Consider the following 12877-nt stretch of genomic DNA (forward strand, 5'->3'; position numbering starts at 1 on the left):
TCGTGTCGATCGACACGACGGCGGCGGAGGCCATGCCGGGCGTACGGGCCGTGGTGACGGCCGCCGACGTGCCGGGCGCGGCGACGTACGGGCGCAAGGTCGCCGACCGGCCCGTCTTCGCCTCCGACCTGGTGCGGCACCACGGCGAGGCCATCGCGGCGATCGCCGCCGACCACCCGGACACGGCGCGGCTCGCGACGGCGGCGATCGCCGTCGAGTACGAGATCCTCGAACCCGTCACGGACCCGGAGAAGGCGTTCGCGGCGGAGGCGCTGCACCCCGACGGGAACCTGATCCGGCACATCCCGCTGCGCTTCGGCGACCCGGAGGCGACGGGCGAGGTCGTCGTCGAGGGCCTGTACCGGATCGGCCGCCAGGACCCGGCGCCGATCGGCGCCGAGGCGGGCCTCGCGGTGCCGCGCCCGGACGGCGGGGTGGAGATCTACACGGCGTCCACGGACCCGCACACGGACCGCGACCTGGCGGCGGCCTGCTTCGGCCTGCCCCCGGAGCAGGTGAAGCTGGTGGTCACCGGAGTCCCGGGCGCGACGGGCGACCGCGAGGACCCGGGCTTCCAGATCCCGCTGGGCCTGCTGGCCCTCCGCACCGGCTGCCCGGTCAAACTGACCGCCACGCGCGAGGAGTCCTTCCTCGGCCACGCCCACCGCCACCCCACCCTGCTGCGCTACCGCCACCACGCGGACGCGGAGGGGCGGTTGGTGAAGGTGGAGGCGCAGATCCTGCTCGACGCGGGCGCGTACGCGGACTCGTCGTCGGAGTCGCTCGCGGCGGCGGTGGCCTTCGCGTGCGGCCCGTACGTGGTCCCGCACGCCTTCGTGGAGGGCTGGGCGGTCCGTACGAACAACCCCCCCTCGGGCCACGTCCGGGGCGAGGGCGCGATGCAGGTGTGCGCGGCGTACGAGGCCCAGATGGACAAGCTGGCGGCGAAGCTGGGCGTGGACCCGGCGGAGCTGCGCATGCGGAACGTGATGGCGACCGGCGACATCCTGCCGACGGGCCAGACGGTGACGTGCCCGGCCCCGGTGGCGGAACTCCTCGCGGCCGTAAGGGACTTCCCGCTCCCCTCCCTGCCCAAGGACACCCCGGAAGACGACTGGCTGCTGCCCGGCGGCCCCGAGGGCGCGGGCGAACCCGGCGCGGTGCGGCGGGGCGTGGGCTACGCGCTCGGCATGGTGCACATGCTGGGCGCGGAGGGCACCGACGAGGTGTCGACGGCGACCGTGCGGGTCATGGACGGGGTGGCGACGGTCATCTGCTCGGCCGTGGACACGGGTTCGGGCTTCTCGACGCTCGCCCGCCAGATCGTCCAGGAGACGCTGGGCATCGACGAGGTCCACGTGGCCCCCGTCGACACGGACCAGCCGCCGGCGGGCGCGGCGACGCACGGCCGCCACACCTGGGTGTCGGGCGGAGCGGTCGAACGAGCGGCGAAAATGGTCCGCACCCAACTGCTCCAGCCGCTGGCCCACAAGTTCGGCATGTCGACGGAGCTGCTCCAGATCACGGACGGCAAGATCACCTCGTACGACGGCGTCCTGTCGACGACGGTCACGGAGGCGATGGACGGCAAGGAACTCTGGGCCACCGCCCAGTGCCGCCCCCACCCCACGGAGCCCCTGGACGAGTCGGGCCAGGGCGACGCCTTCGTCGGCCTCGCCTTCTGCGCGATCCGCGCGGTGGTGGACGTGGACATCGAACTCGGCGCGGTACGCGTGGTGGAGATGGCCGTCGCCCAGGACGTCGGCCGCGTCCTGAACCCCGCTCAGCTCGCCGCCCGCATCGAGGCGGGCGTCACCCAGGGCATCGGCGCGGCCCTCACGGAGAACCTCCGCACGGCCCGCGGTCTGGTCCGCCACCCCGACTTCACGGGCTACGCACTCCCGACATCACTGGACGCCCCGGACATTCGCATCGTGAAACTCGTCGAGGAACGAGACGTGGTCGCCCCCTTCGGCGCGAAGGCGGCGAGCGCGATCCCGGTCGTCACCTCACCCGCCGCAGTGGCCTCAGCGGTGCGCGCGGCGACGGGCCGCCCGGTCAACCGCCTCCCGATCCGCCCCCAGGCGGCAGTCGCCGTTCCCAATTCGTAACCATGTGATGTCCGTTGCTTGTGCAACCCAGAGGTGCGGACTGTCGTCGTTCCTGACTACAGTGGACTTCTTGACTTGTGCCGTTGACGGCATGGTGGGTTCACGGGGGAGGAGCGGGTATGCGAGCGGAACTGGAGGGCATGACGTCCGGGATGCGGACGCAGGCCGTGATGTACAGCGCCGACTCCATGCAGAAGTTCAAGCAGGGCGTCGACGAACTCATCACCCAGCTCAAGGGTTCTGACGCGAGCGCCGGGAAGCTGAAGGCCGACCCGGTCACCCGCACCCAGTTCGGCGGGGGCGGCGCGGCCTGGGCCGAGGCCCAGAGCGCCTACGCGGCCTACGACGAGGTCCTCGGCAAGCTGGTGCAGCTCTCCGGCCTGCTCAACGACTGTCTGGAAGGTCTCGGGATCGCGGTCGTCGCCTCCAAGAACGGCATGGAGGAGATGGACGACGACATCAAGCGCAAGATGATCCAGATCCATCAGCGGACGTACGACGCCAAGCAGAAGGCGGACAAGGAAGCGGGCCGCAGCGAGGCGGGCAGCGAAGGCAGCACGGGTGCCGAGGGTGACAGCTCCCTCAAGTAGGCGGGCGCGGACGGAATTCCGGGGACACGGGGAAGAGGCGAGAGATGAGGCCTGCAGAGGGCGGCGGTGGCGGCGGAACCAACTTCGCCAGCATGTCGCACGAGCAGATGCTGGCGTGGCTGGACGAGGCGAGCAGCTACTACGTGGGTGACGCGGCACGGCGGTTGAAGGCCGTCTCCGTGCAGATGGCCAAGATCGCCAGTGACCTGCGCACCAGCATGAAGAACATGGACTGGGAGGGCGAGGCCGAGAAGGCCTTCGTCGAGTGGGCCACCAACGTGGCCAACTCGACCACGCATCTCTCGGACTACGCCGAGCGCGGGTCCGTCTGCATGGAGGACAACTCCTCCGCCATCGCCTCGGCGCAGAGCGCCATGCCCCGGTACACCTCCCAGGCGGATGCCAAGGCGAACCTGGACGCGGCGCTGAAGTACCACAACGACCCCGACTCGCAGACCATCGCCCGCAACGCGCGGTCCTCGATGGCGACCAGCGACGACGCCGCGGCCATCAAGGCCAAGGAAGAGGCGAACCGGCAGGCGGCGGCGGACGAGATGTACCGCCTCTCGTCCGCCTATGAGTGGTCGAGCTTCCGGATGAAGAGCGAGGTCCCGCCGACGTTCCCGCCGCCGCCGGGGGCGTTCGTGCCGGAGGATCGGGGCCTCCGAGGTGGCACCGAATACGTCGGGTCCTCCCCTCAGAGCGACAGCCGCTCCACGGGTACGGACACGAGCACGAGTACGAGCACGGGCACACACACCACCCGCTCGCAGCCGGACACGCGCGCCACGACCGACACGACCACGGTCCCGCCGACGGGTGACTCGACCGGGCCGACGCACGTGATCAAGCCCGAGGTCCGGCCCGATGCTCCTGCGGACCTCGGCATCGACAGCGTGGACACCCTGCCGAAGCCGGACACCACCGGGCCGACGACGCACACCCCGGGAGGCCCGCCGCCGCTCACCAAGCCGGACGGCGGCACGCCTCCGTTCGTGACGACCGGCGTGCCCCCGCTGACCGTCAAGGGAGGTCCGGGCCCCTTCGGCCCCACCTCGCCCCTCACCGGCGGCACCGGCACCCCTCGCGGCCCGCAGACCGGCGGCCTCCGCACCGGGCCCGGCATGCCCCGCGAAGGCATCAGCGGTGGCCGTCAGGTCCCCAGCACCACGGGCCGGTCGCAGACCGGTATCCCGCGCAGCACCGTCGTCGGCAACGAGCCCACCGGACAGAACCGGACGGGCATGGGCCGTGGCATGGGCCGTGGCTTGGGCGGCGCCCACGGCATGGGCGGCCCCATGGGTGGCGCGGCCGGTCAGAACGGCATCAGCGGCGGTCGCCGCCTCGCCGGCGAGACCGGCGGAGTCGTCGGCGGCAAGGCACAACGCACCGGTACCGCGGGTGGCGGGAAGCCCTTCACGGCCGGTGGCTCGGGCCTCGTACGCGGAAACGCCGCGAAGCCCGGTGACCGCGAGGAGCAGAACGGAGAGCGTCCCGACTACCTCGTCGAGGACGAGGAGACCTGGCAGCAGGGGCGCCGCGTGGCGCCGCCCGTCATCGACTGATCAGCGCGAGGAAGCAGATGCGTACCAGCAGTATTCGTCGGAGCCGTGCACGGGTCACCGCCTCGGCCGCCTTGGGGATGCTGCTGGTGGGCATCGCGTCCGTCCCTGCCCACGCGGAGAACTTCCGCGCCCAGCAGTGGCACCTGGACGCCATGGGCGCCGAGGAGATCTGGCAGCTCAGCACCGGCAAGGGCGTCACCGTCGCGGTGATCGACTCCGGTGTGGAGAAAAGTAACCCGGACCTCCGCGGCCAGGTACTTGAAGGCAAGGACTTCGCGTCGTCGGAGGAGTCGGGCGACGAGTTCACCGACTACGACGGTCACGGTACTGGTATGGCCGGCCTGATCGCCGGCACCGGAGCAAGGGACGGTGGGAACGGGGCCTTCGGCCTGGCACCGGGCGCCAAGATCCTGCCGGTGCGCGTTCCTGGGCTCAAGGGGGGCGACGTCAACATGGTGGAGGGCGGAGCGAGGTTCAACCGCGTCGTCCCTTCTGCGATCAGGTACGCGGCCGATTCCGGCGCCAAGGTCATCAACCTGTCCTTGGGTAACGACCAAGGCTCGCAGGCCCTCACCGATGCGGTGAAGTACGCGCTGGACAAGGGGTCTCTTGTCTTCGCCGCCGTCGGGAACAGCGGCGACAAGGGCAATCAGGTCGAGTACCCGGGGGCGACCCCCGGTGTGGTCGGTGTCGGTGCCATCGACCAGAAGCTGACGCACGTCCCGTTCTCCGAGCACGGCGATCAGGTCGACATCGTCGCCCCCGGCAAGGACTTGGTGCACGCCTGCGGTGGCGGCACGGGCGTGTGTAAGTCTTGGGGTACGAGTGCCGCCACCGCCCTCGCCTCCGCCTCCGCCGCGCTCCTCTGGTCGAAGCACCCCGACTGGACCAACAACCAGGTCCTGAAGGTCATGCTCAACACGGTCGCCAAGCCCAAGGGGGGCGAGAAGCGCAGTGACTTCATCGGTTACGGCGCCATCCGCCCGCTCCGTACGCTGAAGACGCCCGGCGACCCGGGCCCGGCCGACGTCCGGCCGATCGACGACCTCACCGAGGCGCCGACTGCGACTCCGACGCCCACCGACCTGCCGTCGGCCGACCCGGCCCCTGTGGAGTCCACCGTCGCCCCGGCCCCCGCTCCCCAGGCCGCCGCCGAAGACGGCGGCAACACCGGCCTCTGGATCGGCCTCGGGATCGGTGCCGCCGTGCTGATCGGTGCCGCCGTCGCCGTACCCGTACTTCGTTCGCGGCGGGGCTGAGTCCCACCCCCTGCCGCCGGCCGTCCGTAACTCACTCATGGGGAAGTAGATGTCGTTCGACGAGGAGTGGAGCCAAGTCCGCAGCGAGACCGCGGCGATGAGGCTCAACAGCGTGCCCATGGACCCCGGCGGTGGCGGTGGCGGCGGGGCCAGCGACTACAAGGTGACCTCCGCCGACCTCAAGGCCATCGGCAACGAGGCCCAGGAGCTCTTCCACTGGTTCGAGCGGGACGCCTTCCACGCGGGCGCCCAGACCGACACCGCGGCCAAGAGCCTCGACGGGGACGGGTTCCTGACCGGTTCGGCCATGTGGACGATGTGGAGCACCTGGCGCGACCAGGCAGAGGCGCTCCTCAGCGCCTGCGCGCACATCCACAACCACCTCGAGGACACCGTCATCAGCCACACCAACCATGAAGAAGTGCTGGTCACGAACTTCTCCATGTCCGAGATCGACAAGCACTTCAACTGAGCCGGGCCGGTAACCACGGCTGACGAGGGAAACAGATGCTGAAGTTCGACCAGGTCCTCCACGCCCGGCTCGGCAGCCTCAAGGAGGCTGTCACCGTCTGGTCGGAGACGGTTTCCAAGCTGGAGAAGAGCAAGGAGAAGGCGGAGACCGGCCTCCAGGGCAAGGCCGACAAGGCCGACTGGAAGGGCGAGAACGCCGGTGTGACGCAGGCGTTCGTCCGGAAGACCGCCAAGGAGTTCGGTGACGCCCTCACCGAGGCGAGCAGCATCCGCAACATCCTGCGGGACGCGGAGAGCGAGTTCAGCGCCGCCAAGTCCGAGCTGGAGAAGCTGGTCGCGGAGGCGCCGGGCAAGGGCATCCGCATCGACCAGGACGGTGTCGTCAGCTATCTGATCCACCCCGACCGCCGCGCCAAGGACTACGACGGCCCCAAGCCCGAGCAGGCCGACTTCGAGGCGATGCGTTCGGCGATCAAGGCCGCGATCGACCGGGCGAACAACGCCGACGACGTCGCCTCCCGCGCCCTGCGCGGACTCGTCGGCAGCGACAAGATGAACTTCTCCGGCACGAACTACGACTCCCTCAAGGCCGCCTCGAAGGCGCAGGACGCCGAGGACGCGCACGCCGCCTACGAGCTGTACAAGAAGGGCGACGACGCCACCCCCGAGGAGATCGACAAGCTCAACGCCCTCTTCAAGGCCAACCAGAAGGACCCGTACTTCGCCGAGAAGTTCGCCCTGGAGGTCGGGCCGAAGGGCAGCATGGAGTACTGGGCCGACATGGGCGACCCCAGCGACGGCTCCCGGCTCGGCGTCGACCACCGCGACAAGCTCAAGGAACTCCAGACGAACTGGAGTCTGACGCTCGCCACCGCGACCCATTCCACGAGCCCCGAGATGGAGCAGTGGAAGGCCGACGTCATCAAGGCCGGCAGCGAGCCGATCCAGACGCGCGGCACCAGCCCGTACGGCTTCCAGGTCATGAGCAACCTCATGCGCGTCGGCGACTACGACGACAAGTTCCTCAAGGACTACGGCAACGGCCTCGTCATCACCGAGCGGAAGATGACGGGCGACGGCCGACTGCCCGCCGACCGGGCCTGGCACCAGCTGACCGGCGGGCCGAGCCACCTGAACTGGATGGGCGGCGACCTGGGCAACGACCCCATGGTCGGCTTCATGGAGGGCCTCGGGCACAACCCCAAGGCGTCGACGGACTTCTTCAACGGCGACATCGACCTCACGCCCGAGAACACCAAGGACGACAAGAAGCTCGACCCGTTCGACTACTTCACCAAGGACCGCGAGTGGCCCGAGGAGATCAACGACAAGGGTGACCGCACCAAGGAGCCCGGCTACAACGCGCTCGGCCACGCCCTGGAGTCCGCGACCACCGGCCACCCGTACGACGCCGACCCCGAGGGCCTCAAGGACGTACGGACCAAGGAGAACGCCGAGGTCATGCAGAAGGTCGTCGAGCGGTACGGCGACGACCCGAAGTACATGCACGAGCAGCCGGGCATCGACGACAGCCTCGGCAAGATGGGCGCCGCGTACATCGACGAGCTGAACCGCTCCCTGGAGACGGACAGCGACACGACGATGGAGGAGAAGAAGAACTCCCCCTTCGGCTTCAACGACGGCAAGGGCGGGTCGCGGTTCGGCTCCGAGTTCGACACCGGGCTGCTCTGGAACCGCGGCGACGCCGTCAACTTCATGGGCATCGTGTCGCAGAGCGAGACCGGCCACTCCACCCTCTCGGCGGCCGAGTCGCTGTACACGACGAGCGTCCTCGACGAGGTCGGCCCCAAGCCCGGCTCCACCTTCGACGACCGGGACCTCACCGACGCGCGGACCACGCTGCGGATCGGCTCGGAGGCGCAGGGAATCCTCGACGAGTCCCGTATGGCGCAGATCGACAAGGACTACGAGCACGACTCCGACGAGCACAAGAAGGCCGTCGGCCGGACGACCGAATGGGTCAAGTTCGGCGTCGGCGCGGCGGCGGCGGGCGGCATCGCGGTCCTGACCGGCGGCGCCGGTGGCGTACTGGTACCGCTGGCCGCCGAGACGGTGGGCGGTGCGGTGACGACCGTCATCGGCATGGAAGCCGACGACATGGCGGAGAAGTACGAGAAGGACGAGCTGCTGAAGAAGAAGTCGGACGACCTGTCGGACGAGGCGCTGGCCATGGGCAAGGAGAACTCCCTCCGTCCCGGCATCGCCTACGCCAACGCGCCCGGCTGGAGCGAGAAGGACCGCAACTACCTCGACGAGGAGCTGGTCAAGTACGTCCGGGACTCGCGCATGCACGCCCGCGACAACTCGCTGCCCGACCCGTACGAGAAGAAGTGACGCACATGCGGTCTGCACTGACCGGGATCGGAACGGCCCTCGCCGTCGCCGCCGTCCTCACCGGATGCGGTGGCGGCGGCGGGGGAGCGACGAAGGAACCCGAGGGCCTGACGGCGGCCGAGGCCTGCGGCGGCTTCGCCGAGGACGCGCCGGTCTCGGCGGCGCTCAAGGGCGTCCTGGGCGGCGACCGTTTCGAGGACAACCTGTCGAAGCCGGAGAAGGCGGTCGAGAGGGTGCGTGAGGACGCCGTCGCGCCGTGGGCCGACTCGTACCGGCCGCAGCCGGTGACGTACTGCGGCCTCCAGTCCGCCGAGGAGGTGTCGAGGAACCTCAAGATCGAGGTGGTCGCGGCGGGGAAGGGGCCGTACGGCCCGGGCCCGAAGCTCGCCGAGAGGGTGACCTCGTACACCTCGGGACTGGCGGCCTTCACCTCCTCCGGCCTCGGCCACGTCTACTTCGGCTGCCGCCTCAAGGAGCCCGCCCGCGAGGTCGTCGTCGAGACGACCATCTGGGGACCGGCGGGCGTCCCGGACACGGACCTGGAGCAGCGCACCCGCCTGATCACCCTCGCCAACGCGGCGGCCCGGCAGGTCTCGGCGAAGCTGGGCTGCCAGGGGGAGGACGGGCTGGCGACCGGGGTGCCTGCGCGTGCTGCGGCGGCCTCCTGAGAGAGTCGTTCCATGCGCACCACCACAGTCCACAGGATCGTGCTTCCGGTCGCCGCCCTCGCGCTGGCGGCGACCGGCTGTGCGAAGGGAACCGACGACGACACCGCCGCCAAGGGGCAGGCCGCCACGGAGGTCTGTGGTGGATTCGCCGAGGAGCCCGGTGTGGCCCCGGCTCTGGAGGCCATCGCGGGCAAGGGCGTCCGGCTGACGGGCGACCGGTCCGAGCCGGACAGGGTCGTCAGCGAGCTGCGGAAGGCCGCGCGGACGCCGCAGAGCGGCAAGAAGCGCATGGCGGGCATCCCGTTCTGCACCCTGGAGACGGCCGGGGACGAGAAGAACGTCCTGAGCATCACCCTCAGGGAGGCCCTCGCCGTCCCCGGGAGCGACGCCTCGAAGGACCTCGTGACGGCCTACTCCACGGGTCGCCTCGCGACCTCGTCCGACCTCTACGCCTCGATCTACTTCACCTGCCGGATGCCGTCGCCGGCCCATGCGATCGTCCTGGACGCGGAGCTGGAGCGGGCGGACGAGAACGAGGCCGATCACGCCGGGATCAGGGACGAGCAGATCACCCTGGCCAACGCGGCGGCGCGGCACGTCGCCGCAGAGCTGGGGTGCGCGGAGACCCGGCTGGTCGAGGGCGTGCCGGCGAAGGTGCGGAAATGAGGCGACCTAGACCCCGAACACCGGCATCGCCGCGATCCGGCCGCCCCGGGCGATGAAGACGCGGTTGGCGTCGCTCGCCAGCTGGTAGGAGCCCGTGCGCAGCATCCTCACGGTGAAGAGGCGGTCCCCCGACACCTTGTGGAGGACCTGGACGGAAGCGTTGTCGGGGGAGTGGACCCAGACCGTCGTGCCCTCCACGGCCGGCGGGTTGACGCTGCCTTCGCCATAGCCGTCCAGTACCTCGGACCACTTCTGATCAGGGAGTTCGATGTTCGGAATGGTGCCGAGACGGGAGACGGTGTACGTGTCGACCGCGATGACGAGCTCGCCGTCAGCGGTCGGGGTGCCGTAGCCGTGGTACGAGGAGTTGCGGAGGGTTTCCTGCTTCCACAGCTCGTCGGTGCGGCCGAGGCGGCGGGCCATGAGGGTGCGGCCGCCGAGGTAGACGGTGTTGTTCTCGCCGATCGCCGGGGCCTGGCCGTCGGTGCCCTGCTTCGTGATCTGCCACTCCGTCTCGCCGTTCTCGGTGTGGAGGGCGGCGACACGACCGTCCCTGCCGTGGATCACGAGCCGCTGCCCGCCCACGGCGGCCTTCGCGGGGCCGTTGTGAGAGCGGGGTGAGGTCATCGGGCGGGACCACGTCGTTGCCAGGGTCCAGGCGTTGACGGCGCGGAGTTCGTTGTCCTTCGTCACCAGGTAGACGTGGGTGTCGTCGGCGGCGAGCACGTCGTCGACGTTCTCGCCCGTCTGCCAGACGGGAGCCCCCGTGGAGGCCACGAAGGCGTTCAGGACGCCTTCCTTGTCGACGGCCACGACCATCCGGTCGGCGACCGAGACGAAACCGGCGTCGGCGTCGATCTCCTTGGCCCGCCACCGTTCCTTGCCGTTCGTGACGGCGAGGGCGAGCAGGCCGCCCATCTTCGCCTGGACGACCACCACGTCCCGGACGGGAAGGGGGAGTTCGCCCTCCGGCGCCGTCACGTCGAGCGGCCCCCACAGGGGCTTCGGGACTTCGCCCGGCTTGGTGTCGATGGCCGAGACGAACGCGGCCTCCGGGGTCGCCACGGCGGCCGGGACGTCGGCGGTCGGCGACTTTCCCCTGCCCTGACTCAGCCACCACGCCCCCGCGCCGCCACCCGTTCCCAGGACCGCCACGGTCACGGCCGCGCCGGTGAGGAAACGGCGCCGGGACGGCGACGAGGACGGTACGACCGTGTCCTCGGGTGCCGCCAGCCGCTTCGTGGCCGCCTCGCGCCGCTTGATGTCCTCCGCCAGCGGGCCTTTGCGCCACACACGGTCGGCGCCCTTCGGCGGGGCGAAGGCCTCGGCGACCTGCGGGGGGGCCGGGCGGAACGCCGGGTCCTTCGCCAGGCACGGGCCGATCAGCTGCTGGAGCTCCGGCGGCACCAGGCTCAGGTCCGGGGTGCCGTGCACGACCTCGTACTGCACCGCCGCCACGTGCGCGCCGTCGAAGGCGCGCCGGCCGCTCGCCGCGTACGCGAGGACGGCGCCGAGCGAGAAGACGTCCGAGGCCGGGCCGACTCGCTGCCCGAGGACCTGCTCCGGGGCTCCGTAGCCCGGGGTGACCGGGATCTGCCCTGTCGTCGTGAGCGTCAGGCCGTGCTCGGGGCGCGCGATGCCGAAGTCGATGATCCGGGGGCCGGTGGAGGTGAGCACGATGTTCGCGGGCTTGAGGTCGCGGTGGACCAGACCCGCCAGGTGGATGTCGTGCAGGGTGCGGGCGAGCTGGGCGGCGAGGGCGCGGACCGTCGGCGCGTCCATCGGGCCGTACGTGCGGACGGCCTCGTCGAGCGTCGGGCCGGCGAGGAACTCGGCCGCGATCCACGGCCGCCCGCCCTCGGTCTGCGCGCCCAGGACCCGTGCAACGCCCTTGCTGGTGACGGCCCGCGCCATGTCGGCCTCGCGGACGAACCGCTGCGCGAGGTGCTGGTCGTGGGCGAGTTCGGGGCGCAGGACCTTGACGGCGGCGGTCGCGCCGGCGCCGTCCCGGCCGACGTACACCTTGCCCATGCCGCCTTCGCCGAGGACGCCGAGGAGCCGGTACGGGCCGAGCCGGAGCGGATCGCCGGCGGCGAGGGGCTGTGTGGTCACGGGTGCTCTCCGGGGCAGGGGAAGGGAGGTGGTCAGACAAGGGGCGACATGCCGGGTGGGTGTCTGTCAGGCGTACGGGATGGCCATGACGGACGTCGCCCCCGCCCCGATGATCCTGGCCCGTTCCTTGTCGACGACGTAGCGGCTGGCGTCGGTCGGGAAGACCCAGACCGAACGGTTCGACAGCATCTCGACCGCGCTCAGCCCGCCGCGGACGGGGGCGTACACGTATTTGTCGCCGACCACGGGGGCGGCGAGGTAGTCGGGGGTCAGGGTGCGGCCCGAGGGGAACTCCGTCCAGAACACCGTGCCCTGCTTGCCCAGGAGGCCCACGAGTCCGGGAGACTCCCTCTGCTCCTGCGCGTAGACGATGTCGTTCTGCCCGACGGCCGGCAGGCCGAAGTAGGTGGAACCGGAGCCGTACTCCCAGGCGGTCCCGCCGTCGGTGAGGCGCAGGGCACGAAGCCGGTCGCCGCCGATGTACACGTGCCGCTCGTCGACCGCGAGCTGCCCGGGCTTGTAGGACTGGGAGTCCTTCAGGGCGATGCTGCGCCGCCAGAGCCGGCGGCCGGTGCGCAGGTCCCGTGCCTGGACGATGAAGGACTCCAGGTCGCCACTGTTCTTGCCGAGGATCAGCCGGTCGCCGGCGACGCGGGAGAGCCAGGGGCGGACGCCGTCCCACTCGTACGCCTGGCGCCATGCCTCCTTGCCGGTGAGGAGGTTGACGGCGATCAGGTGCCAGCCCGTCTCGTTCACGTCCGGATGGGTGCTGTGATCGCCCCGTCGTGAGGCCGCGAAGAGCATGCCACCGGAGGCGGTGAGGAGTTCGGTGCCCGAGCTCGACCCGTCGAAGCCCTTGACGACGATCTGCGGGGCCGCCTCCTTGCCGGTTCGGGGGGCGAGCGTGCGGATGTGCAGAGCGCCCGGGCCTTCGTACGGGCCGTCGGACAGGTAGAAGGACGTGCCGTCGGTGGTGATCTGCCGGGGGTCCACGTTCTCGGACCAGAGCGCGCGGCCGTCCTTCGTGTCCAGAGCCCGGAAGGAGACGGTCTCCGCGAAGCCGACGACATCGCCGACGAG

The 12877-nt window shown here is 70.6% G+C and carries 10 protein-coding genes; 8 read left to right on the plus strand and 2 right to left on the minus strand.

Features of this window, described 5'->3' with window-relative positions; genetic code table 11:
* From CCN56_RS12135 to CCN56_RS12170, 8 genes are all read left to right on the plus strand, one after another.
* A partial coding sequence (locus tag CCN56_RS12135) for a xanthine dehydrogenase family protein molybdopterin-binding subunit (RefSeq protein WP_107484139.1) occupies window positions 1-2111 on the plus strand: 2111 nt, incomplete at its 5' end.
* A gap of 119 nt (window positions 2112-2230) precedes the next feature.
* On the plus strand, window positions 2231-2701 hold the full coding sequence (locus CCN56_RS12140) for a hypothetical protein (protein ID WP_086826374.1): 471 nt from the start codon (window positions 2231-2233) through the stop codon (window positions 2699-2701).
* Between the two features lie 92 nt (window positions 2702-2793).
* Window positions 2794-4266: a hypothetical protein gene (locus CCN56_RS12145; protein ID WP_256961929.1), complete on the plus strand. Its 1473-nt coding sequence runs from the start codon at window positions 2794-2796 to the stop codon at window positions 4264-4266.
* 17 nt (window positions 4267-4283) lie between these two features.
* Window positions 4284-5525: a type VII secretion-associated serine protease mycosin gene (gene mycP / locus CCN56_RS12150; protein WP_086826377.1), complete on the plus strand. Its 1242-nt coding sequence runs from the start codon at window positions 4284-4286 to the stop codon at window positions 5523-5525.
* A 49-nt stretch (window positions 5526-5574) separates the two neighbouring features.
* The gene (locus CCN56_RS12155; RefSeq protein ID WP_086826379.1) at window positions 5575-5997 is read left to right on the plus strand and encodes a hypothetical protein; all 423 of its coding nucleotides are present in this window, start codon (window positions 5575-5577) and stop codon (window positions 5995-5997) included.
* A 35-nt stretch (window positions 5998-6032) separates the two neighbouring features.
* Window positions 6033-8351, plus strand: coding sequence for a DUF6571 family protein (locus CCN56_RS12160; RefSeq protein WP_086826381.1), 2319 nt, complete (start codon window positions 6033-6035; stop codon window positions 8349-8351).
* A gap of 5 nt (window positions 8352-8356) precedes the next feature.
* Window positions 8357-9019: a hypothetical protein gene (locus tag CCN56_RS12165; protein ID WP_256961930.1), complete on the plus strand. Its 663-nt coding sequence runs from the start codon at window positions 8357-8359 to the stop codon at window positions 9017-9019.
* Window positions 9020-9031: 12 nt separating this feature from the next.
* The gene (locus CCN56_RS12170; protein WP_086826385.1) at window positions 9032-9685 is read left to right on the plus strand and encodes a hypothetical protein; all 654 of its coding nucleotides are present in this window, start codon (window positions 9032-9034) and stop codon (window positions 9683-9685) included.
* 6 nt (window positions 9686-9691) lie between these two features.
* On the opposite strand, the gene CCN56_RS12175 is transcribed toward CCN56_RS12170, so the two are convergent.
* Both CCN56_RS12175 and CCN56_RS12180 read right to left on the minus strand, forming a co-directional pair.
* Complete coding sequence (locus tag CCN56_RS12175) at window positions 9692-11797, minus strand: serine/threonine-protein kinase (protein ID WP_086826387.1); 2106 nt, start codon at window positions 11795-11797, stop codon at window positions 9692-9694.
* A gap of 66 nt (window positions 11798-11863) precedes the next feature.
* Window positions 11864-12877 (minus strand): PQQ-binding-like beta-propeller repeat protein (locus CCN56_RS12180; RefSeq protein ID WP_179199815.1); only part of this gene is annotated, 1014 nt, incomplete at its 5' end.

Origin of the sequence: Streptomyces sp. NRRL B-24572 (genome assembly GCF_002156145.1) — a bacterium.
In the GTDB taxonomy this organism is placed as follows: Bacteria; Actinomycetota; Actinomycetes; order Streptomycetales; family Streptomycetaceae; genus Streptomyces; species Streptomyces vietnamensis.